We start from the raw sequence: 21,967 nt of genomic DNA, 5'->3' as shown, positions 1-21,967 counted from the left end.
TCTTTTTATGCCGTTTTGGTGCGAATCAGATAATCGAACGAGCTCAGAGACGCTTTCGCCCCTTCACCGGTGGCAATGATGATCTGTTTGTACGGAACCGTGGTGCAGTCCCCTGCCGCGAACACCCCTTTCACGCTGGTTTCGCATTTCGCATCGATAATAATTTCGCCCATCCGGTTGCGCTCAATCGCGCCGTCCAGCCAGGTGGTATTTGGCAACAGACCAATCTGTACGAAGATCCCCGCCAGCGCCACGCTATGCACGTCACCGCTCACGCGGTCGCGGTATTCCAGACCGGTTACTTTGCTGCCGTCACCTTTCACTTCCGTGGTCTGCGCATTCAGCACGATATCGACGTTTTTCAGGCTACGCACTTTGTCCTGCAGCACCTGGTCCGCTTTCATTTCTGGGGCGAACTCCAGCAGGGTGACGTGTTCAACGATACCCGCCAGGTCAATCGCCGCTTCCACACCGGAGTTACCGCCGCCGATCACCGCCACGCGTTTACCTTTAAACAGCGGACCGTCGCAGTGCGGGCAGTAGGTGACGCCTTTGGTGCGATACTGCTCTTCACCCGGGACGTTCATGTTGCGCCATTTGGCGCCGGTGGCAATGATAATGCTGCGCGCTTTCAGCACCGCGCCGGAGGCGGTTTCAATCTGGTGTAATCCCCCTTCAACCGCGGCCGGAACCAGCTTGCTGGCGCTCTGGCTGTCGATCACATCCACTTCATAATCGCTGACGTGCGCCTTCAGTGCGCCAGCCAGTTTCTGGCCTTCGGTCTTCGGCACAGAGATGTAGTTTTCGATATCCACGGTGTCGAGCACCTGGCCACCGAAGCGTTCGCCCATCAGGCCGGTACGAATGCCTTTACGGGCGGAGTAAACCGCCGCCGCCGCGCCCGCCGGGCCGGAGCCGACAATCAGAACATCATACGCGTCACGTTTGTTCAGCGCTTCTGCCGCACGTTTTTCGGCACCCGTGTCCACTTTGGCAACGATTTCGGTCAGCGTCATACGGCCCTGGCCAAACTCCTGACCGTTCATAAAGACCGCCGGAACGCCCATGACGTTACGGTCGGTGATTTCGTTCTGGAACGTACCGCCGTCAATCGCCGTGTGCTTAATGCGCGGGTTCAGCACCGACATCAGGTTCAGCGCCTGCACCACGTCCGGGCAGTTATGGCAGGAGAGCGAGTAATAGGTTTCAAACTCAAAATCGCCGTCAATATCGCGGATCTGCTCGAGCAGCGCCTGCGCCTCTTTTGACGGATGACCACCGGTCCACAGCAGTGCCAGCACCAGCGAGGTGAATTCGTGGCCCAGTGGAGAACCGGCAAAACGCGGCCCCTGGTCAGAACCCGGATTGGTGATCAGGAAGGAGGGCTTGCGCACCGCCAGACCGTTATCTTCTTTGAAGGTCACGTTCGGTGACAGTTCGGCGATATCTGCCAGCAGTTCCTTGATCTCTGCCGATTTAGCGCTGTCGTCCAGCGTGGCAATCAGCTCAACAGGTTTGGTCAGTTTCTCAAGGTAGGCCTTGAGCTGGGTTTTCATATTGGTGTCGAGCATTATTCTTCCCTCTCTAAAAACGTCATCATGCAAGCTGCCTTATTCGGGCGGCCTGAATGCAACTTGCATCATGGTGCTGGAATAAAATGGGCGCGGGCGCGCCCATTACGACTGTCATTTCCGGAGCCTGTCGCGTCAGAGCAGGCGATGCTCTGCGCGAAAGACTGCGGGAAACTTAGATTTTGCCAACCAGGTCTAAAGACGGTGCCAGAGTCGCTTCGCCTTCTTTCCATTTCGCCGGGCAAACTTCACCTGGGTGAGAAGCAACGTACTGCGCCGCTTTCACTTTACGCAGCAGGTCAGAAGCATCACGGCCGATACCTTCAGCGGTAACTTCGATTGCCTGGATAATGCCCTGCGGGTCAACAACGAAGGTAGCACGGTCAGCCAGGCCTTCATCTTCACGCATGTTGTCGAAGTTACGGGTCAGGGCGCCAGTCGGGTCGCCGATCATCGCGTATTTGATTTTCGCGATGGTTTCAGAGCTGCTGTGCCATGCTTTGTGGGTGAAGTGGGTGTCGGTAGAAACAGAGTAAACGTCTACGCCCAGCTTCTGCAGTTCGTCGTAATGGTCTGCAACGTCACCCAGTTCGGTCGGGCAAACGAAGGTGAAGTCTGCCGGATAGAAGAAGAAGACGCTCCAGCGGCCTTCGGTATCTTTCTCGGTCACTTCGATGAATTCACCGTTTTTGAACGCCTGGTTTTTGAAAGGTTTAATTTTGGTATTAATCAAAGACATCTGTACTTCCTCCGTGTTTTCGTTGAGATGTAAGGTAACCAACTTTCGCCGGGTGGGCTAATGCGTTTGCTTTATCAAATCAATCAGCCATACCTAACAACCCGAACAAGACAACGTGATGAACTGAATTAACGAAAAGCCAAAAGTAAAAAGGCCGCCCTGGTGGGCGGCCCTGATACCTGAACTTTCCACAGGAACTTTCAGTGCCAGCAATTGCTGGCGTTGCGTTGCGCTCTACATACCTCATATCAAGGCCGTAACAGCGCCTTGATTACAACACCCGCACAGCGCGAGGGCAATGCACATGAGCGCCAATCGTATCTATGGCTGTGATAGGTTTCATCGAACACGGTTTATCGCGCAGAACGTAAGACGCGCCGGCGAGGATTAATAAAAATGAATGATAATTATTTGTCTATATATAATTGAGACTATTTTAATGCAAACACCCTCGCAGTTTTAGAGATAAAAATATCTTAATATTCATTGAAGCTCTATTTTATAAATCTGCCATCGTGATATATTAAGTCAACATACAACTCTAATTAAGTAAGTTAATTGCATGGATGGTAAATGATTAACTTCCTTCTATAGTTATCAGTGATGTGTTAACGCAACGCAGTCCACTCAGGATGAAACATGGCTAATCTCTACGATCTAAAAAAATTTGATCTTAATCTGCTGGTAATTTTCGAGTGTATTTATCAGCACTTAAGCATCAGCAAGGCAGCAGAAACGCTCTATATTACGCCCTCGGCGGTCAGCCAGTCGCTGCAAAGGTTGCGTAATCAGCTCAACGATCCCCTGTTCATTCGTTCCGGGAAAGGGATTACGCCCACCACGGTAGGCGTGAACCTGCACCATCATCTTGAGCAAAACCTCAACCAGCTTGAGCAGACGATTAACATCATGCATGGCTCAACGCTAAAAAAGAATTTTGTGGTGTACAGCCCGCAAATCCTGACCACAGAAAACCTGCTGGGCCCGCTTAAATTATTGATGCGAGAGCACAATTACGAGATTGAACTGCATGACATGCTGCTCTCTGCTGACTCCGCAGAAGATCTGCTGGCATACCGTAAGGCAGACTTAATTTTCTCAATGGCCCCGGTTAGCAACCGTTCAATGATTTGTGTGCCATATGCATCTTATTCCGTCCTGCTGGTCTGCAGCCAGGATCATCCGCGGATGAAAGAGGTGGCCACCATGGAAGAGCTTCAGGAAGAGAAGTTTACGATATTCCTCAGTGATGAGCCGGGCGTTAAAACCTATCAATCGATGGCAGAAAAAGTGCATGCGGAAAAGACAATCGGTTTTCGCTGTGACTCTGTATTTACTATTATTTCGATGATAAGTGCCTCTCATTTAATTGGTTACGTACCCGAAATTTTATTTGATAAATACAGTGAAGTGCTAAGACTCAAAAAAATCACTGCACCGTTCACCCTTCCCTCGCTTGACATTTTTATGATTTATAATCGTTCGGCATTGAACAGTACGGCATTCGCGAAATTTATTAACGAAGTAACAGAAAAATAACAGCGACGGGCTGTGTCGCTCACAGCCCGTTCTCTTTGTTAATACATAATCCTGACTTATATTTTATAACGCGCTTTCGCGTTATTTTGACTGATATTCCTCTCACTTATTATGGGCAGACCGCCGTTATTCTAACGCGAGAGGGATGACACGCTCAGAGTGTATTCAGCCGCTCCGCCGCCGCGAGAAGCGTCGATTCCTGTTTCGCAAAACAGAGCCGGATCAGCTTATGCGGGAACGGGTCGGCGCAAAATACGGACAGCGGAATGGCAGCAACGCCCACCTCTTTTGTCAGCCACTGGCAAAAACTCACGTCATCCCGATCCGAAATCGCGCTGTAGTCCGCCAGCAGGAAGTAGGTCCCTTCGCAGGGTAAAATCTCCAGACGGCTCTGGCTTAGCGCATTCACAAACAGATCCCGACGCTGACGGTAGAATGCCGGCAGGTCGCGGTAGTGCTCCGGTTCGGCGCGCAGCATATCAGCCAGGGCCAGCTGGGCTGGCGTGTTTACGGCAAACGTCAGGTACTGATGCACTTTACGCAACTCAGCGCTGATGGCCGCAGGAGCCACGCAGTACCCCACCTTCCAGCCGGTCATGTGATAGGTTTTACCAAATGACGATACCGCCACGGCACGCTCGCGAAGCTGCGGATGGGCCAGCACGCTGGCATGCCCTTCCTGCGCAAAACAGATGTGCTCATACACTTCATCGCTCAGCACGTAAATTTCACGCCCGGCAATCGCCTGCCAAAGCTTTGCGAAATCGGCTTTCTGCCATGTGGTCGCCGACGGGTTGTGCGGAGTATTGATAATAACCAGACGGGTTTTGTCGCTCAGCAAGGCAGCAAACGCCTGCCAGTCCGGACGGAAATGCGGTGGCTGTAGCGCGATACGTTTCACCACGCCGCCGGAGAGTTCAACCGCCGGCGCGTAGCTGTCATAACTCGGGTCAAAGCAGATCACCTCATCACCCGTGCGCACCAGCGCGGTAATTGCGGCATACAACGCTTCGGTCGCCCCTGCCGTCACCGTGATGTCGCTGGTAGCGTCTGGCTTATAGCCATACAGCTCAGCCGTTTTGTCTGCAATGGCGTCCCGCAGAGCCTGCACGCCCGTCATCGGTGCATACTGGTTCGCCCCCTGCGCAACGTGGTACGCCAGACGTTCCTGCAAATAACGCGGGCCATCAAAATCAGGGAACCCTTGCGAGAGATTAATGGCGTTGTGCTGCTGGGCCAGTGCGCTCATTTGCGTAAAGATGGTGGTGCCAAGACTTGGAAGTTTACTCTGAGGAATCAATGCTTTATTGCTCATTGTGTTGTGCCTACATGTAATACTTATGTTGCTGACACTATAACACGATGTTAGTCTTTGGCAATCAAGACGCTTAGACGTCTAAACAATATGAATATTCCTGACCGAGAGGGAAAAAGGAAGATGACCGACAACCTGCAACTCACACACCTGGTCGACGCCTGCCGCTGGATCGGCGCCAAAGGCTGGGCCCCCGCGACCGGCGGCAACATGTCCGTGCGTCAGGATGCGCATCTGTGCTGGCTCAGTGAATCCGGTAAAGATAAAGGCAGCCTGACCACCGACGATTTTCTGCAGGTGGAGATTGCGACCAACCGTGCACCGTCTGGCCGCACGCCGTCGGCTGAAACCGGGCTTCACACGCTCATCTATCGTCTGTTTCCCGAAGCCAACGCGGTTCTGCACGTCCATACCGTCAATGCCACGGTCTTGTCGCGGCGGGTCAAAGAGCCCGAACTGAAGATCACCGGCTTTGAGATGCAAAAATCCCTCTCCGGGCAGAGCACGCATCTGGATACGGTCGCCATCCCGGTGTTTGATAACGACCAGGATATCGACGCACTCGCCGTGCGCATTGCCGAATACGCTCAGGCGCACCCGTTTAATTATGGTTTTCTTCTGCGCGGTCATGGCTTAACCTGCTGGGGACGCGATGTGGCCGAGGCCCGCCGTCATCTGGAAGGACTGGAATTCTTATTTGAATGCGAAATGCGTTTACGACACTGGGAGAGAGTATGATTCGCGCGATTGTGACGGATATTGAAGGGACCACCAGCGATATCCGTTTTGTCCATGATGTTTTGTTCCCCTACGCGCGTGAGCGTCTGGCGGCCTTTGTGTCCGCGCAGCAGTACGCCGAGCCGGTCAAATCGATTCTGGACAACCTGCGTGATGAAATTAACCACCCGCACGCCAGCGTAAGCGACCTTATCGACATACTTTTTACGTTTATGGATGAAGACCGCAAGTCAACCGCGTTGAAGGCGCTACAGGGGATCATCTGGCACGACGGCTACGTTAACGGCGATTTTACCGGCCACCTCTACCCGGACGTACTGCCTGCGCTGGAAAAATGGAAAGCGCAGGGTATTGATCTCTATGTTTATTCCTCAGGCTCCGTCGCGGCGCAGAAACTGTTATTTGGCTACAGCGACGAAGGTGATATTACTCATCTGTTCAGCGGCTATTTTGATACCCACATCGGTGCCAAGCGCGACGTCCAGTCTTACCAGAACATTGCGGCACAAACGGGTATTCCCCCGTCGCAGATCCTGTTCCTGTCGGATATACATCAGGAGCTGGACGCCGCTGAGCAGGCAGGTTTTCGCACCCTGCAGCTGATTCGCGGCGATGATGACGGTGCAAGCCATCACCATCAGGTACACCAGTTCGACGAGATTAACCCGGAGCAGATCCCTTCATGAGCGCATTGACCATTTATTCCGATAAAGACCCCAGTCAACCTCGCTGGCACAGCACCGACGCTGCCGACATCGCCCAACAGCTCAACGCCAGAGGGGTTCGTTTTGAACGCTGGGCCGCAGACCGCGACTTAGGCCGCGATCCTGCCCCCGATGCGGTTATCGCGGCTTATCAGCATGCGATCGACACGTTAGTGGCAGAGAAAGGTTATCAGAGCTGGGATGTCATCAGCCTGCGTGCCGACAACCCTCAAAAAGAGGCGCTGCGCGCTAAGTTCCTGAACGAGCATACCCACGGGGAAGATGAAGTGCGTTTCTTTGTTGAGGGTGCGGGGCTGTTTTGCCTGCACATTGGCGACGAGGTGTGTCAGGTATTGTGTGAGAAAAACGACCTGATTTCCGTGCCCGCCGGAACGCCGCACTGGTTTGATATGGGCTCAGAGCCGAACTTTACCGCCATTCGTATTTTTGATAACCCCGAGGGGTGGATTGCGCAGTTCACCGGCGATGCGATTGCGGATGCGTATCCGCGTCTGGCATGATTTTTCCCCTCTCCCTCCAGGGAGAGGGGGCGAAAAAACGTCAGTTTTTCAATCCCTTCGTATACGCCACCAGCTGGTCCAGCACAATGCCCCACCCTTCGTGGAAGCCCATCTGTTCATGCTGCTCGCGGATTTCCGCCGTTGGGTGGCGAGCAATGGCGGTATAACGCGTTTTGCCCTCCCCCACATCATCCAGCAGTAGAATGGCCGTCATAAACGGCTTTTCTGCGGGCTTCCAGCCTTCCGTGTAACCGTCGGTAAAGACCAGCTTCCTGCCGGGATCGATTTCGAGAAACACACCCCGGTTATCCATCCGTTGCCCGTCTACCTCAAACACCGTGTTAAACCGCCCGCCAACGCGCAGGTCAAGATCACACTCGGTCACTTTGTGCGGAACCGGAATGAAGAAGTTTTTGATGTGCTCGGGTGTCGTCCAGCAAAGCCACAGCAGATCGCGCGGGGCATCCACCACGCGTTCCAGTTTTAAGTCTGTATCAGGATCAAGCGTCACGTGACTGTCCTCCTAAAGGGAACCCCTTAAAGGATAGTCGTCCTCAGGCGAATTTCCCTTTTGCCACCTCTTCCGGCGTGACGATGCCCGTATCCAGCACCCAACCGCTTATCAATGCCGCTGGCGTGACGTCAAAGGCCGGGTTGTAGACCTGCGCGTTTTCAGGAGCCCACTGCACCGCGCCAAAGCTCCCGGCCACGCCCGTCACTTCGCTGGCCGCACGTTGTTCAATGGGAATTGCCTCACCGTTCGGGCACGCCGGGTCAAGCGTGGTATGCGGGGCGGCGACATAGAACGGAATACCGTGGAACGTTGCCAGAACCGCCAGAGAATAGGTGCCAATTTTATTCGCCACGTCGCCGTTAGCCGCAATACGGTCTGCGCCCACCCACACTGCGTCAACCAGCCCTTTTGCCATCAGGCTGGCGGCCATGGAATCGGCGATCAGCTGGTACGGCACGCCCAGCTCGCCGAGCTCCCATGCCGTCAGTCTTCCACCCTGCAACAGGGGGCGGGTTTCATCCACCCAGACAGAGCTGACGCGTCCTTCCTGATGCGCGCGGGCAATCACGCCGAGCGCCGTGCCAACCCCTGCCGTCGCCAGCCCGCCGGTATTGCAGTGGGTCAACAGACGGCTGCCGGGTTTCACCAGCGTACTGCCGGCGTTCGCGATGGCCTCGCACAGCTGCTTGTCTTCATCAATCAGACGCAGCGCTTCCGCCACCAGCGCAGGCACAAAATCCTCCTGCCAGAGAGCCAGCTTCATGCGGTCGAGGTTGTTCATCAGGTTCACCGCCGTCGGGCGGGATGCCCGCAGGGTCTCCAGGGCCACAGCCAGTTCATCACGGCTTTTGCCGTTTTCCGCCAGAAGGGCCAGCAGCAGGCTTGCAGAGAGACCAATCAGCGGTGCCCCGCGTACGCGCAGGGCGTGAATATGGCCGACCAGCGCCTCTACCGTCGAGGCGTCAAGCCAGCGTTTCTCCTGAGGAAGCGCCTGCTGATCGAGAATAAATAACTGATTCTCCGCCACTCGCAGGCTGGTCGTCTGTAATGTCTGCATGTCGTTAATTCCCTGTTGCGTTGTTGTAGCACATTGTGTCAGGATGAAATCCAGATGTATAGACGTCTAAATGTCTTTATTAGCAAAACCAGTGAGGAACAGGCAATGTCGCAATACCGTACCTTTACCGCCCAGGATGCCGTGGAGTATGCAAAGCAGTTCGGCGGCCTTGATGACCCCTCATCGCTGGTGGAGGCGCAGGAAGTGGGCGACGGTAACCTCAATCTGGTGTTCAAAATTTTCGATACCGAGGGCGTGAGCCGCATCGTTGTTAAGCAGGCGCTGCCGTATGTGCGCTGCGTCGGCGAATCCTGGCCACTGACCCTGGATCGCGCCCGCCTGGAGGCGCAAACGCTGGTCGAACACTACCAGCACAGCCCGCAGCACACGGTGAAAATCCACCACTTCGACCCTGAACTGGCGGTGATGGTGATGGAAGATCTCTCCAGCCATGCCATCTGGCGCGGGGAGCTGATCAAAAATACCTACTACCCGCAGGCGGCGCGTCAGTTGGGTGAATACCTCGCGCACACGCTGTTCCATACCAGCGACTTTTACCTGCACCCGCATGAAAAGAAAGCGCAGGTCGCGAAATTCCTTAATCCGGAGATGTGCGAGATCACCGAAGATCTGTTCTTCAACGATCCGTACCAGGTCCACGAACGTAACAACTACCCTGCTGAACTGGAAAAAGACGTTGCCGCCCTGCGCGATGACGCTCAGTTAAAAATTGCCGTGGCCTCGCTGAAGCACCGCTTCTTCTCACACGCTGAAGCCCTGCTGCATGGCGATATTCACAGCGGCTCGATTTTCGTTGCAGACGGCAGTCTGAAAGCCATCGACGCAGAGTTCGGCTACTTCGGCCCCATCGGTTTTGACGTCGGCACCGCCATCGGCAACCTGCTGCTCAATTTCTGCGGCCTGCCGGGGCATCTGGGTATTCGCGATGCCGCCGCGGCCCGTGAACAGCGTCTGACCGACATTCAGACGCTGTGGAACACCTTCGCGGAGCGCTTCCAGATCCTGGCCAGTGAGAAAACGCGCGATGCGGCACTTGCTGCCCCGGGCTACGCCTCTGAATTCCTGAAAAAGGTGTGGAAAGACGCGATCGGATTCTGCGGCACGGAGCTGATTCGCCGCAGTGTCGGTCTGTCGCACGTGGCGGATATCGAGACCATTCAGGATGAAGCAATGCGCCACGAATGCCTGCGCCACGCGATTACGCTTGGCAAGGCGCTGATTGTGATTGCCGACCGTATCGACACCGCTGAAGATCTGGTGGCGCGGGTGCGTCAGTACAGTTAAACGCCTCGGCCCTCTCCCGATGAAGAGGGCCGTCAGAAAGACACCAGCGCGCCGTTACCCCAGATACTCAATCACCGACAATCCACCGTTATAATCCGTGCTGTAGATAATGCCCTGCGCATCGACAAACACATCGCATGACTGGATCACCTGCGGTCGATTCGGCCGCGTATCCATCATCCTCTCAGGCGCCGCCGGCACCAGCGCACCGGTTTCAACCGGACGGTAAGGATTGGAAATATCAAACGCGCGCACGCCCGCATTCTGCCAGGTCGCAAAAATCAGCGTAGAGCTGACAAAGCTTCCCGGCCGGTTCTCGTGCAGGTTGTGTGGACCAAAATGCGCCCCTTTCGCCACATAATCCCGCTCCTGCGGCTGCGGGAATGTGGAAATACTTACCGGGTTCGACGGCTCGCGAATATCAAACAGCCAGATGAACTTCTCACCGTCCTCCTGGTTATCCAGTACCGCTTCATCCAGCACCACCAGCAGGTCACGATCCGGCAATGGCAGCGCGGTGTGCGTGCCACCTCCAAACGGCGGGCTCCAGTTGCGATGGCTAATCAGCTTCGGCTGCGTGCGATCCTTCACGTCCAGCAGCGTCAGTCCCCCGTCGCGCCAGCTCCCGTAAGCGGTATCCCCGGCAATAATCGCGTGGTGCAGCGCGTAGCGTTTACCTTCCGGCCAATTGGGTTGCTCACCGTCGGCCTGGTTCATCCCCGGCAGCCACCAGCGCCCGGCCACCTCAGGCTTTTGCGGGTCGGCCAGATCGATCGTCAGGAAAATATAGTCGGTAAAGCCGTCGATCAGCGCCGAAACATACGCCCAGCGCCCGCCGACGTACCAGATACGGTGAATGCCGATGCCGCTCAGGGATAAAAAGCCGATTTCACGCGGTTTGTCAGGGGTGGAGATATCAAACACCCGCAACCCGGCGCTCCAGCCTTTGTCCTGCACGTCGCGTACGGTTTCCCCTACCTGACGGGTGTAGTAGACCTTTTCGTCAGCGAAACGGGCATCCGCGAACAAGTCTCGCGCATTAATGACCAGCAGGAGATCGTCGTGCGCCTGGAGATGAACGTTCCAGGTGCCGGGCGGCGCGGGCATATAGCCTGCCGGTTTGGGATGTTTAGGGTCGCGCACGTCCACAATGGAAAAGCCCTGCGAGACCATATGCCCGATGTACGCGAAACCGCGATGCACCATCAGCTGCACGCCGTCCGGGCGACCGCCCTGGTCGCTATGGCCAATCAGCCGCATATTGCGGCTGTATTCAGGCGTGGGAAGCACACTCATTGATGTTTCGCTTCAAGCGTCGCAAACCACGGGGCGATAAAATCTTCGGTCTGACCCCAGCCTGGAATGATTTTCCCCAGCGACGCCACGTTCACCGCGCCTGGCTGTGCGGTCAGCAGCGCCTGCGGGATCGCCGCCGCTTTGAAATCATACGTGGCGGGTGTGGTTTCACCGGCAATCTTGTTGGCAATCAGACGTACGTTGGTTGCACCAATCAGCTTCGGATCCACCGCCACGCTCACTTTCCATGGGCTACCTGGCTCGCGCATCAGCTGAAGATCCTGGTTTGAGATATCGATGCTGTAGAGTTTGATTTCGGTGCGGCCGTTCTCTTTCAGAGCTTTGTAGGCCCCCTGGCTGAAGGCATCCCAGGTTCCCCAGATGGCGTCAATTTTGCCTTTCGGGTATTTCGCCAGAATAGCGCCCACTTTATTCGCGGTATCTCCCTGCACGTCAGACGAAACGGCACCGATAGACTCCAGCTCTTTAATGTCCGGATACTGCTTCTGCAGCGCTTTATAGGCTGCCTGACGACGTTCCATCGGCGGGAAACCGGCAACCCACAGCTTCACGATGTTGGCTTTACCGTTGAAATCTTTCGCCAGCTGGCCGAAAGAGAGATGGGTCAGGGAAGCATCATCCTGCTGGGTCACGGTCACCCCGGGAATGTCGCCCTGAACGGCGGTATCAAACACCGACACTTTAATGCCGGCATCGACGGCTTTTTTCACCAGCGCGGTCGCATAGGGGTCGCGCCCCTGAGAGAGGATAATCCCGTCATATTTCTGGCTGATCGCCTGATTAACGAAGTCCTGGAATTTAGCGTCGTCGCCATTGCTCAAAAAGGTGCTGACCTTAAAGCCGAGCTTTTTGCCTTCCTGAATGGCACCGGCGACAAACTGCGTGGTGTTGTCGTCAGAGCCGAGGTTACGGATCACCGCAATGCGGATGGGGCCGTCATGATTTGCAATGGCGGGCGGAAGCGGTGCGGGGGTTGCCGCAAGGCCTGGCAGCGACGTCAGTAACCCTAATGCCACCAGAGAGAGGGTGATTTTTTTCATTCTGTTTTCCCGTTGTGTTGTGATCAATCGTTAGCGTTTTTGTATGTAGGTAATCGCCAGCGCCACGGCGAGCACCAGCCCTTTTATAATGTCCATCGCGTAATAGGGTACGGAAAGCATCACCAGACCGTTCGACAGCACGCCAAGAATGACTGCCCCGACGAGCGTACCCAGCGCGTTCGGTTTTCCAGACCCGGCAAGCGAGAAGCCAATCCACGCCGCCGCAACCGCATCCATCAGATAGCCGCCGCCCGCATTCACCTGTGACGAGCCAATCCGCGAGGCCAGTAAAATGCCGCCTAATCCGGCGAGCAGAGAGGCAATCACGTAGGCCGCCACCTTGTAGCGCGTGGTGCGAATACCGGAGAGACGTGCCGCCTCCGGATTACCGCCGATGGCATACATGCGTCGTCCGTGGGTGGTCAGTGACAGCCCCAGCTGTGCGAGGATCGTCACCACCAGCATGATGATCACGATAGTCGGCACCTGTCCCAGCAGGCTGAACGCCGCCGGAATGGTCCCCTCAGCCATGTCGCCGCTCGGCAGCACCATGTTTTCGGTAATTGACCCGCCGTAGCTGTAGGTCATCGCCACGCCCTGGATAACAAACAGGCTGGCAAGCGTGGCAAGCATGTCCGGGATCCGCAGGATGACAATCAGAAACGCGTTAAACAGGCCAACCAGGGTACAGAGCGCCAGGGTAATCAGTATCGATTCGGTGGTGCCGAAGCCGTACCAGACGAACAGTGACACCACCAGCGCGTTAGCCAGCGATGCCGTTGAACCAACCGACAGGTCAAACCCGCCGATGGTCAGCGAAATTGACACCCCGATAGCAATCACCGTCACGATGGCAATTGAGCGCAGGATATTGATAATGTTGTTCGGATCGAGGAAGTTGTCCGACGCCAGGCCAAAGATGGCCACCAGCGCCACCACGGTCAGCAACATGCCCCACTTGTAGAGAAAATCAAAAATTTGCTGACGGCCAGACGCCGCCGCCGTTACTGAAAGGGCCTTGCTCACGACGCCGTTCCTCCGGTTGAATAATAAAGTAGTGTCTCTTCGTGGGCCTCAGCCCCGGCGATTTCCGCCACGATACGTCCGTCCCACAGCACGCAAATGCGATCGCACAGCCCCACCAGTTCAGCGAACTCACCGGAGGCGTAAATCACCCCTTTGCCCTCGCGCGCCAGGCCGTCAATTAACTGGAACAGATCGGTTTTCGCTTTGACATCGACGCCTTTGGTCGGCTCATCGAAAATCAACACGCTGGCGTCGTTGCGCAGCCACTTGCCGATGGCAATCTTCTGCTGGTTGCCCCCCGACAGACGACGCAGCACCTGCCCCGGCCCACGCGCACGTACGCCGACGCGGACAATCACCTCTTCCGCCCAGCGCCACGCCTGACGGTGGCCGAACAGGCTCCAGCGCGAGAAGCTGTTATCCGCGGTGACCGCCAGGTTCATGCTCACCGGTTCATCAATAAAAATGCCCTCTTTGCGCCGCTCCTCCGGTACCAGCGCCAGACCGCGCAATACCGAATCCGCCGGATCGCGCGGCTGCCAGGGCTGATGATTTAGCTCACCGCGCGCTACACGGCTTTTGCTGGCCCCAAACAGCGCCTTGCAGAGTTCCGTTTTGCCCGCTCCCGCCAGCCCGGCAATGCCCAGAATTTCGCCTTTTCGCAGGTGCAGGGAGATATCTTTCAACAGCGCGTCATCGTGCAGCCCTTCCACGCGCAGTAATGTCTCGTCACTGTGCGCAGGACGGGCCGGCGGATAGATATCGTTAAGCTCATGACCAAGCATCTTCTCAACGATTTCATCACCACTGAGGTTCGCCATCGGGCCGGATTCAATCAGCTTGCCGTCGCGCAGCACGGTTAAGGTGTCGCAAATAGCGTTCAGTTCGTGAATACGGTGAGAGATAAACACCACGCCAATCCCCTGCTTTTGCAGACGTCTCACTACGGCGAAAAGCCGTTCGCTTTCATGGCTATCCAGCGGCGCGGTCGGTTCATCCAGAATCAGAAAACGGCAGTGGTGTGAGAGCGCCCGCGCCAGCAAAATCTGCTGCTTTTCTGCCAGCGTGCAGGTGTCGACGATGCGTCGCACATCCAGAGCGATACCCAGCTGCGCCAGCGCCTGTTTCGCCTGCTGGCGGATTGCGCGCCAGCGATAGCGATGCCCCGGCTGTGCGAGCTGATCGAGCATGATGTTTTCGGCAATGCTCAGCCCTGGTATCAGCGCGACGTCCACTTCCTGCTGCACCAGGTGGATACCCAGCCGTTTGGCATCAAGCGGCTCGCGGATCGTCACCGGCTGGTTATTAATGCAGATCTCACCTTCGTAGCGATCGTAAGTGCCGCACAGCACTGCCATCAGCGTCGATTTCCCCGCGCCGTTTGCGCCGGTCAGCGCATGCACGGAGCCGCCCATTAACGTCAAATCCACGCGCGACAACGCCTGAAAGCCGGAAAAGGCCAGGCTGATACCGCGCATCTCAAGGCGACTGGAAACCATCCGCGTTAAATCCTTCTTTCATATTGTGATTTATCGAATTTTTCACAGCTCCGGTTGACTGACAACGACGGAAAAGGCATAAGATAAAGCGAAATATTATTAGCCATCCGGATGTCCAGACATAACATCGGGTTAGCGCTTGCTAAAAAAAAGGACAACACATGAGCAACACCGATATCCGCGTCGTGCCGGGCCCGGCGAACTATTTCTCGCATCCGGGAAGCCTTGCGCACCTGAATGATTTCTTTACGCCGGAACAGCTCTCCCGCGCGGTGTGGATTTATGGCGAACGCGCCATTGAAGGCGCGCGCCCTTTCCTGCCGGAAAGCTTTCACGCGCCGGGGGCGAAACATCTGCGCTTTAAAGGGCACTGCAGCGAACGTGACGTCACCGATCTGGTGACGGCGTCTGGCAATAACGCCAGCGTGGTGATTGGTGTCGGCGGTGGCGCACTGCTTGATACCGCCAAAGCGGTGGCGCGCCGTCTCGGCGTGCCGGTGGTGGCTATTCCCACCATCGCCGCCACCTGCGCCGCCTGGACGCCGCTCTCCGTCTGGTATAACGATGCCGGTCAGGCGCTGCAGTTTGAGGTGTTCGACGATGCTAACTTCCTGGTGCTGGTGGAACCGCACATTATCCTCAATGCCCCAGCGGAGTACCTGCTGGCAGGCATCGGCGATACGCTGGCGAAGTGGTATGAAGCGGTGGTCCTGGCCCCACAACCCGAAAACCTGCCTCTGACCGTACGTCTGGGGATCAACGGCGCGCTGGCGATCCGCGACGTGCTGCTTTCCCGTAGCGAAGAGGCGCTGGCCGACCAGCAGCGTGGCGAAGCGACGCAGGCGTTCAGGGACGTTGTGGATGCCATTATTGCCGGGGGCGGAATGGTGGGCGGTCTGGGCGAGCGCTATACCCGCGTGGCGGCCGCGCATGCGGTGCACAACGGTTTAACCGTTTTGCCGCAAACGGAAAAATACCTGCACGGTACCAAAGTGGCCTACGGCATCCTGGTGCAAAGTGCGCTGCTCGGCCAGGATGACGTGCTGGCCGAGCTGGTGGCGGCCTATCAGCGCTTTACCCTGCCCACCACGCTTCGCGAACTGGAGGTGGATATCAACAACCGCGACGAGCTGGACAAGGTCATTGCCCATACGCTGCGCCCGGTGGAATCTATCCACTATTTGCCGGTCGCGCTCACCCCTGCGGTTCTGCGCGCCGCGTTTGAGAAAGTGGAATCCTTCAGCCGTTAATCGTTCCGACCGACTATACCTAATGATGATTCTCATCACTCTCGCAACGAGGTCATCATGCAGATCGATTTAACAGGTAAGAAGGCGCTGGTTACTGGCGCCAGCCGTGGGTTGGGTCGTGCCATCGCACTTTCACTGGCACGCGCCGGTGCCGATGTGGTTATTACGTATGAAAAATCCGCCGACAAAGCCCAGGCGGTCACCGAAGAGATAAAGGCGCTTGGGCGCCACAGCGAGGCGATCCAGGCCGACAGCGCCAGCGCACAGGCCATTCAGGATGCGGTTACCCATGCGGCGCGCTCCCTGGGCGGGCTGGATATTCTGGTCAACAACGCCGGGATCGCACGCGGCGGTCCGCTGGAGTCCATGACGCTGGCGGATATTGACGCCCTGATTAACGTCAATATCCGGGGCGTGGTGATCGCCATTCAGGAAGCGCTGGTGCATATGTCTGACGGCGGGCGCATTATCAACATCGGCAGTTGTCTGGCAAACCGTGTGGCGATGCCCGGTATTGCCGTCTATTCGATGACCAAATCTGCGCTCAACTCCCTTACCCGGGGTCTGGCTCGCGATCTCGGCCCGCGCGGCATTACCGTGAACCTTGTGCATCCTGGCCCGACAAACAGCGATATGAACCCGGAGGATGGAGAACAGGCTGAATCTCAGCGCCAGATGATTGCGGTGGGACATTACGGCCAGCCGGAAGACATCGCCGCCGCGGTCACCTTCCTGGCGAGTCCTGCCGCCGGACAAATATCCGGCACGGGACTGGATGTCGATGGCGGGTTAAACGCCTGATCGCATGTTGAATGTAAACAAAAGCAGATTAGCCTTTGTTTACCGAAAGAGGGTTAACAGCACTTCGCGCCGCCCTTGCCGCCGTAGCGGGCGTCCTGGCGGTCGCGGAAGAAAGCTTCATAGGTCATTGGCGTCTGGTCAGGGTGGTTGACGCGCATATGCTCGACGTAGTTGTCGTAATCCGGAACGCCGATCATCATTTTGGCGGCCTGGCCCAGGTATTTTCCTGCTTTGGAGAGGGTGTCGAACATAGTGGATATCTCGTCTTTTATCCCCTCTCCCCGGCGGGGAGAGGGTAAGGTTGAGCGATTAATGCGCCCCTTTCGCCTGGGTCACAATCTCTTCCAGGTTCTCAGGCATTGGCTCATACGGTGTCTCTTTTGCCGTCGGCTTGTCTTCTTTCAGCGCCGCCAGTGCAGTCTTCAGAGAATACAACGCCAGCACCACAACCACCACCATAAAGAAGATGGTCAGTCCGGCGTCCAGACGGTTGTTAAACACCAGCTGCGACAGCTGTGATTCCGTATATTGCGCCGGGATCTTACCGCTGTCGATCATCGCCTGGAACTTGTTGGCGATAGCTAGGAAGCCCACCTTGTTGTCCGGGCTGAAGGCTTTCTGCCAGCCTGCCGTCAGGGTACAAATCAGCAGCCATGCGGTCGGCAGTAACGCCACCCACGCATAACGCTGACGCTTCATCTTGAACAGCACTACCGCACAGAGCATCAGCGCCATGCCCGCCAGCATCTGGTTGGCAATACCAAACAGCGGCCACAGGGTGTTAATCCCTCCCAGCGGATCGACGACGCCCTGATGGAGGAAATATCCCCACGCCAGTACGCACAGCGCCGTTGCAAGCAGGTTCGCCGGTAATGAATCGGTACGTTTCAGGTTCGGTGAGATCACCCCCAGCAGATCCTGCAGCATAAAGCGTGCCGCACGCGTTCCTGCATCCACCGCCGTCAGAATAAACAGCGCTTCAAACAGAATGGCGAAGTGATACCAGAACGACACGTCCATCAGCCCGCCCAGCGCGCCGTGCAGAATATACGCCATGCCCACCGCCAGCGTTGGCGCGCCCCCCGCACGGGAAATAATTGACTGCTCGCCCACTTCACTGGCGATATGGGTCAACGTGTCTGGGGTAATGGCAAAGCCCCAGCCGCTTACCACCTGCGCGGCAGAGGCCACCACGTCAACGGTGCCGGCCGGTGCCAGCAGCGCCATTGGGCTGTTCATCGCGAAGTAAACGCCCGGGTCAATAATACAGGCCGAGACCAGCGCCATTATCGCCACGAACGATTCCATCAGCATGCCGCCGTAGCCAATCAGGCAGGCCTGATTCTCATTGGCGAGCATTTTCGGCGTGGTACCGGAGGCAATCAGCGCGTGGAAGCCAGACACCGCGCCACAGGCGATGGTGATAAACAGGAACGGGAACAGGTTGCCGGTCCAGACCGGGCCGGTGCCATCAATAAATTTGGTCAGCGCAGGCATGGTCAGCGTTGGGCGCATAATTAAAATGCCGATTGCCAGCCCCACAATCGTGCCAATTTTCAGGAAGGTAGAGAGGTAATCGCGCGGGGCCAGCAGCAGCCACACCGGCAGCACCGCTGCCACAAATCCGTACCCTACCAGCATCCACGTCAGCTGCACGCCGGTGAAATCGAAGAACGGCGCCCACGTCGGGCTCTCAGCCACCCAGCCGCCGGAGATAATGGCAAACACCAGAAAGACCAGGCCGATGACCGACACTTCACCAATGCGTCCCGGACGCAGGTAGCGAATGTAGATCCCCATAAACAGCGCCAGCGGAATGGTAAAGGCCACGGTATAGGTTCCCCACGGACTGTGGGTCAGCGCTTTCACCACGATCATCGCCAGCACCGCGAGGATGATCACCATGATCATAAAAGTCGCGATCAGGGCGATCACCCCGGCCGTGGCTCCCATCTCCTCTTTCACCAGCTCACCGAGCGAACGTCCGTCGCGGCGGGTGGAGACGAACAGCACCATAAAGTCCTGCACCGCACCGGCCAGTACGACGCCCGCGAGGATCCAGATCATCCCCGGCAGGTAACCCATCTGCGCCGCCAGGACCGGCCCCACCAGCGGGCCCGCGCCGGCAATCGCCGCAAAATGGTGACCGAACAGCACTTTCTTGTCGGTAGGCACATAGTCCAGACCGTCGTTATGACGAACCGCAGGCGTCATGCGCGTGCCGTCGACCCCTAACACCGTCTTCGCGATATAGCGGCCATAAAAACGGTACGCGATCAGATAAATACAGACCGAGGCGACAACGATCCACAACGCGTTGATCTGTTCCCCCCGGTTGAGGGCGATATAGCCCAGGGCAAATGCTCCCACAACGGAGAGCCCTGCCCACGTAAGGTATTTCCCTGAGTTGTTCATAGTTGTTGTCCGTTGTTGTGAAACAGTGAGATGTTACATTTTGTTTCTAGAACAACGCTCAAAATTTAACAACTTTGAAACGCAATAATGCGTGGTCAAACCAGACATTTACACCACATTGTTAAGCCGATCACCTTCCGCTGAAACACCCCTGCCGCCACGGGTCACACTTTTGCCTTTTTCGTCCCGACACCGCCTTACGAAATGATTTGTATCATTTTTTTTGCTCAAAACCTCGCCAGAATGACCCTGCGCAATCGCGTGCATACAAGGAAAAGGATATGAACAGTTCAGTACCTCAGGATCTCAAGGTCGGGCCCGGCGCGTACGTTGCGCTGGCATTCGCAGCCGTTTTCTTCTCTGGCCTGCTGGGCGGAAAAGAGTGGTACGGCGTGTTTGATTTCACCACCCTCAACGGTGCGTTTGGCAAGGTGGTCAGCAAGGCCAGCCTTGAAGACGGCACCCTGACTACCGCCACCAGCGCCTTTCGCGGTACCGGCGGCAGTGGCGCAATGGACGGGTTTCTCTTTGCGCTCGGTTTAATTCCGGCCGTGATGTTTGCGCTCGGGATGATCAACGTGCTGGAGCACTATGGTGCGCTGCGTGCAGCCCGTAAGCTGTTAACGCCGCTGCTGCGCCCGCTGCTGGGTATTCCGGGCACCACCGGGCTGGCGTTGATTGGCAGCCTGCAGAGCACCGATGTGGGTGCATCCCTCACCCGCAACCTGTCCGATGAAGGGCAGATTAGCGAAAAAGAGAAAGACGTTTTCGCCATGTTCCAGTTCTCCGCCGGGGCGATGATCACCAACTTTTTCTCCTCTGGTGCCATCCTCTTTACCCTGGTCGCCGTTGACGGGACGGCCGCGGTGCCAACCTCCATTGGTGCCTGCATCGCCGTGATGTTCATCATGAAGATTGTCGGCGCGAATCTGCTGCGCCTGATCCTGACCGTCATCGGCAAAGATGCCCCTGAACAACAACCGACACAAGGAGAGACCGTATGAGTGCCCCACAATCTCATCCCGTGATTACCGATGTGTTTGTCGAAGGCGCACGCAAGGGCTGGAGTATTGCCACCGGCAGCACCCTGCCCAACGTGGTCATGGCTTTTATCATCATCAAGGCGCTGGAAATTACCGGGGCACTGAAAGGGCTGGGGATGATCTTCTCCCCGCTGATGGGCCTGTTTGGCCTGCCGGGTGAAGCGGCTGCCGTGCTGATTGGCGGCTGGATGTCGATGGGCGGTGGGATCGGCGTGGCGATCGGCCTGTTTGATAAAGGCATTATTACCGGCGAGCACCTGGCGATTCTGGCACCTGCTATCTATCTGATGGGCTCACAGGTGCAGTATCTCGGCCGCATTCTGGGTGTGATCGGCACCCGCGCCAAACGTATTCCGCTGATGATTGCCATTTCGGTCATCAACGCCTTCTTAGCCATGCTGCTGATGCGCATTATTCTCTGAACAGGACGTTAATATGAACCTTGACCATTATATTGAAGAGCTGAAAACCCTGGTGAACGTGGACTGCGGCACCCGAACTGTCGAAGGCGTCGAAACCGTGGCTGGCATTATTGAAACGCTCTGGCAACGCGAAGGCTGGCACACCGAACGGGTCAATCTGGGCGACAAGGTCGGCCCGGGCGTATTCGTCAGTAATAAGCCACAGGCGGCACAGTTCGACGTTCTGCTGGTCGGCCATCTTGATACGGTATTTGCCCCCGGCACCGTCGCCGAGCGTCCGCTGAGCGAGGACGCCACCCGTCTTTATGGCCCTGGCGTATCGGATATGAAGAGCGGCCTGCTGAATATCTTGTGGGCGATGCGTGATCTGGACGCAGCCGACCACGATCGTCTGGCCATTGCGATCGCCATGAATCCCGACGAGGAGACCGGCTCCGTCTATTCACACGAATGGATTGGCGAACTGGCAAAACGCGCCCGCTGCGTGCTGGTATGCGAAGCCGCGCGCGCCGACGGTTCGCTGGTGAAAGCTCGCAAAGGGATGGCGGGCTATCACCTGACGTTCAGCGGCGTGGCGGCACACGCGGGTAACGAACCGGAGAAAGGCCGCTCGGCGATAACCGCCCTGGCAAACAGCATTATTGCCATTAATGCCCTGACCGACCAGGAACGTGGCACCACGCTCAACGTCGGCGTGATCCACGGCGGCAGCGCGGCAAACGTGGTGGCCGATAAAGCCGTTGCCGAGCTGGACGTGCGTTTCTGGGAAAACGATGAGTACAGCCGGGTGAACCAGGCGCTGGAGGCATTGTGTGAAAAAGGCTTTTTAGAGGGCGTCACGACCTCGCTGACGCGCGTGAACCACAAACCGGCGATGGCAGCGAGTAAAGCCACGCAGGCGCTGATGCAGCAGGTTGAAGCGGCAGGTCAGGCGGAAGGAATAGCCATTACCTGGCAGGCGGTCGGTGGTGGCAGTGATGCCAACCACACCGCCGCGCTGGGCATTCCGACCCTGGACGGGCTGGGGCCGATCGGTGCCGGGTTCCACAGCCCGGCGGAGTGGCTGGATAAAGCGTCGATTGCGCCGAGAATACGCTTGTTGAAGCGGGTGATTTCGATGCTGTAAGCCTTATCCCTCTCCCCAGCGGGGA

21 protein-coding genes are annotated in these 21,967 nt (G+C 56.8%); 10 read left to right on the top strand and 11 right to left on the bottom strand.

The window, feature by feature from the left end; translation table 11 throughout:
- Positions 1–5 precede the first annotated feature (5 nt).
- Together ahpF and ahpC are read right to left on the bottom strand one after the other, a co-directional pair.
- Positions 6–1,571: an alkyl hydroperoxide reductase subunit F gene (gene ahpF, locus L462_RS21365; RefSeq protein ID WP_032677674.1), complete on the bottom strand. Its 1,566-nt coding sequence runs from the start codon at positions 1,569–1,571 to the stop codon at positions 6–8.
- A 175-nt stretch (positions 1,572–1,746) separates the two neighbouring features.
- Positions 1,747–2,310, bottom strand: coding sequence for an alkyl hydroperoxide reductase subunit C (gene ahpC, locus L462_RS21370; protein ID WP_008501015.1), 564 nt, complete (start codon positions 2,308–2,310; stop codon positions 1,747–1,749).
- A gap of 639 nt (positions 2,311–2,949) precedes the next feature.
- On the opposite strand from ahpC, the gene L462_RS21375 reads away from it, so the two are divergent.
- Positions 2,950–3,849: a DNA-binding transcriptional repressor CitR gene (locus tag L462_RS21375; RefSeq protein ID WP_032677673.1), complete on the top strand. Its 900-nt coding sequence runs from the start codon at positions 2,950–2,952 to the stop codon at positions 3,847–3,849.
- Between the two features lie 154 nt (positions 3,850–4,003).
- Here L462_RS21375 and L462_RS21380 read toward each other — a convergent pair whose 3' ends face one another.
- Positions 4,004–5,164: a pyridoxal phosphate-dependent aminotransferase gene (locus L462_RS21380; protein ID WP_032677672.1), complete on the bottom strand. Its 1,161-nt coding sequence runs from the start codon at positions 5,162–5,164 to the stop codon at positions 4,004–4,006.
- 123 nt (positions 5,165–5,287) lie between these two features.
- Here L462_RS21380 and L462_RS21385 point away from each other — a divergent pair, with 123 nt between their 5' ends.
- The 3 genes from L462_RS21385 to L462_RS21395 are packed head-to-tail and all read left to right on the top strand — an operon-like array spanning position 5,288 to position 7,127.
- Positions 5,288–5,902: a methylthioribulose 1-phosphate dehydratase gene (locus tag L462_RS21385; RefSeq protein ID WP_032677671.1), complete on the top strand. Its 615-nt coding sequence runs from the start codon at positions 5,288–5,290 to the stop codon at positions 5,900–5,902.
- Positions 5,899–6,588, top strand: a complete 690-nt coding sequence (gene mtnC / locus L462_RS21390) for an acireductone synthase (protein WP_032677670.1) — start codon at positions 5,899–5,901, stop codon at positions 6,586–6,588. Before L462_RS21385 ends, mtnC begins: the two co-directional genes overlap by 4 nt.
- Positions 6,585–7,127 (top strand): 1,2-dihydroxy-3-keto-5-methylthiopentene dioxygenase, encoded by a 543-nt coding sequence (locus L462_RS21395; RefSeq protein WP_014169089.1) that lies wholly within the window; start codon positions 6,585–6,587, stop codon positions 7,125–7,127. Before mtnC ends, L462_RS21395 begins: the two co-directional genes overlap by 4 nt.
- 40 nt (positions 7,128–7,167) lie before the next feature.
- Here L462_RS21395 and L462_RS21400 read toward each other — a convergent pair whose 3' ends face one another.
- Positions 7,168–7,638 (bottom strand): SRPBCC family protein, encoded by a 471-nt coding sequence (locus tag L462_RS21400; protein ID WP_032677669.1) that lies wholly within the window; start codon positions 7,636–7,638, stop codon positions 7,168–7,170.
- Positions 7,639–7,681: 43 nt separating this feature from the next.
- Entirely contained in the window at positions 7,682–8,698 is a 1,017-nt protein-coding gene (gene mtnA, locus L462_RS21405; protein ID WP_025204686.1) for an S-methyl-5-thioribose-1-phosphate isomerase, read from the bottom strand.
- A gap of 105 nt (positions 8,699–8,803) precedes the next feature.
- On the opposite strand from mtnA, the gene mtnK reads away from it, so the two are divergent.
- Positions 8,804–10,003, top strand: coding sequence for an S-methyl-5-thioribose kinase (gene mtnK / locus L462_RS21410; RefSeq protein ID WP_020885015.1), 1,200 nt, complete (start codon positions 8,804–8,806; stop codon positions 10,001–10,003).
- Positions 10,004–10,057: 54 nt separating this feature from the next.
- Here the strand turns inward: mtnK and L462_RS21415 are convergent, their stop codons facing one another.
- From L462_RS21415 to L462_RS21430, 4 genes are read right to left on the bottom strand one after another with little or no spacing between them, the layout of a single operon-like run.
- Positions 10,058–11,299, bottom strand: coding sequence for an LVIVD repeat-containing protein (locus tag L462_RS21415; protein ID WP_014169085.1), 1,242 nt, complete (start codon positions 11,297–11,299; stop codon positions 10,058–10,060).
- The gene (locus L462_RS21420) at positions 11,296–12,360 is read right to left on the bottom strand and encodes a sugar ABC transporter substrate-binding protein (protein WP_020885017.1); all 1,065 of its coding nucleotides are present in this window, start codon (positions 12,358–12,360) and stop codon (positions 11,296–11,298) included. Before L462_RS21420 ends, L462_RS21415 begins: the two co-directional genes overlap by 4 nt.
- Positions 12,361–12,390: 30 nt before the next feature.
- Positions 12,391–13,386 (bottom strand): ABC transporter permease, encoded by a 996-nt coding sequence (locus L462_RS21425; protein ID WP_025204689.1) that lies wholly within the window; start codon positions 13,384–13,386, stop codon positions 12,391–12,393.
- A complete protein-coding gene (locus tag L462_RS21430; RefSeq protein WP_032677668.1) occupies positions 13,383–14,885 on the bottom strand; it encodes a sugar ABC transporter ATP-binding protein in 1,503 nt (500 codons plus the stop codon). The genes L462_RS21425 and L462_RS21430 overlap by 4 nt, the downstream gene beginning before the upstream one ends.
- 161 nt (positions 14,886–15,046) lie before the next feature.
- Here L462_RS21430 and L462_RS21435 point away from each other — a divergent pair, with 161 nt between their 5' ends.
- Positions 15,047–16,135 carry an oxidoreductase gene (locus L462_RS21435; protein WP_032677667.1) on the top strand — a complete coding sequence of 363 codons (1,089 nt, stop codon included), beginning with the start codon at positions 15,047–15,049 and terminating at the stop codon, positions 16,133–16,135.
- Between the two features lie 57 nt (positions 16,136–16,192).
- Positions 16,193–16,936: an SDR family NAD(P)-dependent oxidoreductase gene (locus L462_RS21440; protein WP_014169080.1), complete on the top strand. Its 744-nt coding sequence runs from the start codon at positions 16,193–16,195 to the stop codon at positions 16,934–16,936.
- 53 nt (positions 16,937–16,989) lie between these two features.
- On the opposite strand, the gene L462_RS21445 is transcribed toward L462_RS21440, so the two are convergent.
- Positions 16,990–17,187: a YbdD/YjiX family protein gene (locus L462_RS21445; RefSeq protein ID WP_014169079.1), complete on the bottom strand. Its 198-nt coding sequence runs from the start codon at positions 17,185–17,187 to the stop codon at positions 16,990–16,992.
- Between the two features lie 58 nt (positions 17,188–17,245).
- Positions 17,246–19,351, bottom strand: a complete 2,106-nt coding sequence (gene cstA, locus L462_RS21450; RefSeq protein WP_014169078.1) for a pyruvate/proton symporter CstA — start codon at positions 19,349–19,351, stop codon at positions 17,246–17,248.
- A gap of 281 nt (positions 19,352–19,632) precedes the next feature.
- Here cstA and L462_RS21455 point away from each other — a divergent pair, with 281 nt between their 5' ends.
- Genes L462_RS21455 through L462_RS21465 form a run of 3 tightly spaced genes read left to right on the top strand, consistent with a single transcriptional unit; the run spans position 19,633 to position 21,942 of the window.
- Positions 19,633–20,355, top strand: coding sequence for a nucleoside recognition domain-containing protein (locus tag L462_RS21455; RefSeq protein ID WP_020885022.1), 723 nt, complete (start codon positions 19,633–19,635; stop codon positions 20,353–20,355).
- On the top strand, positions 20,352–20,816 hold the full coding sequence (locus L462_RS21460) for a YjiG family protein (RefSeq protein ID WP_014169076.1): 465 nt from the start codon (positions 20,352–20,354) through the stop codon (positions 20,814–20,816). The genes L462_RS21455 and L462_RS21460 overlap by 4 nt, the downstream gene beginning before the upstream one ends.
- Positions 20,817–20,829: 13 nt before the next feature.
- Positions 20,830–21,942, top strand: a complete 1,113-nt coding sequence (locus L462_RS21465) for a M20 family metallopeptidase (RefSeq protein ID WP_032677666.1) — start codon at positions 20,830–20,832, stop codon at positions 21,940–21,942.
- The last annotated feature ends 25 nt before the right edge of the window (positions 21,943–21,967 follow it).

It is taken from the genome of Enterobacter sp. BIDMC 26, assembly GCF_000534435.1.
Taxonomy (GTDB): Bacteria; Pseudomonadota; Gammaproteobacteria; order Enterobacterales; family Enterobacteriaceae; genus Enterobacter; species Enterobacter ludwigii.
The sequence above is the reverse complement of the archived record's forward strand: the minus strand, read 5'-3'. Positions and strand labels throughout refer to the sequence as shown.

Bases quoted from the DNA above. Each gene is read 5' to 3' on its own strand.
- ahpF (WP_032677674.1), bottom strand. From the start codon at position 1,571: ATGCTCGACACCAATATGAAAACCCAGCTCAAGGCCTACCTTGAGAAA.
- ahpC (WP_008501015.1), bottom strand. From the start codon at position 2,310: ATGTCTTTGATTAATACCAAAATTAAACCTTTCAAAAACCAGGCGTTC.
- L462_RS21375 (WP_032677673.1), top strand. From the start codon at position 2,950: ATGGCTAATCTCTACGATCTAAAAAAATTTGATCTTAATCTGCTGGTA.
- L462_RS21380 (WP_032677672.1), bottom strand. From the start codon at position 5,164: ATGAGCAATAAAGCATTGATTCCTCAGAGTAAACTTCCAAGTCTTGGC.
- L462_RS21385 (WP_032677671.1), top strand. From the start codon at position 5,288: ATGACCGACAACCTGCAACTCACACACCTGGTCGACGCCTGCCGCTGG.
- mtnC (WP_032677670.1), top strand. From the start codon at position 5,899: ATGATTCGCGCGATTGTGACGGATATTGAAGGGACCACCAGCGATATC.
- L462_RS21395 (WP_014169089.1), top strand. From the start codon at position 6,585: ATGAGCGCATTGACCATTTATTCCGATAAAGACCCCAGTCAACCTCGC.
- mtnA (WP_025204686.1), bottom strand. From the start codon at position 8,698: ATGCAGACATTACAGACGACCAGCCTGCGAGTGGCGGAGAATCAGTTA.
- mtnK (WP_020885015.1), top strand. From the start codon at position 8,804: ATGTCGCAATACCGTACCTTTACCGCCCAGGATGCCGTGGAGTATGCA.
- L462_RS21415 (WP_014169085.1), bottom strand. From the start codon at position 11,299: ATGAGTGTGCTTCCCACGCCTGAATACAGCCGCAATATGCGGCTGATT.
- L462_RS21420 (WP_020885017.1), bottom strand. From the start codon at position 12,360: ATGAAAAAAATCACCCTCTCTCTGGTGGCATTAGGGTTACTGACGTCG.
- L462_RS21430 (WP_032677668.1), bottom strand. From the start codon at position 14,885: ATGGTTTCCAGTCGCCTTGAGATGCGCGGTATCAGCCTGGCCTTTTCC.
- L462_RS21435 (WP_032677667.1), top strand. From the start codon at position 15,047: ATGAGCAACACCGATATCCGCGTCGTGCCGGGCCCGGCGAACTATTTC.
- L462_RS21440 (WP_014169080.1), top strand. From the start codon at position 16,193: ATGCAGATCGATTTAACAGGTAAGAAGGCGCTGGTTACTGGCGCCAGC.
- L462_RS21445 (WP_014169079.1), bottom strand. From the start codon at position 17,187: ATGTTCGACACCCTCTCCAAAGCAGGAAAATACCTGGGCCAGGCCGCC.
- cstA (WP_014169078.1), bottom strand. From the start codon at position 19,351: ATGAACAACTCAGGGAAATACCTTACGTGGGCAGGGCTCTCCGTTGTG.
- L462_RS21455 (WP_020885022.1), top strand. From the start codon at position 19,633: ATGAACAGTTCAGTACCTCAGGATCTCAAGGTCGGGCCCGGCGCGTAC.
- L462_RS21460 (WP_014169076.1), top strand. From the start codon at position 20,352: ATGAGTGCCCCACAATCTCATCCCGTGATTACCGATGTGTTTGTCGAA.
- L462_RS21465 (WP_032677666.1), top strand. From the start codon at position 20,830: ATGAACCTTGACCATTATATTGAAGAGCTGAAAACCCTGGTGAACGTG.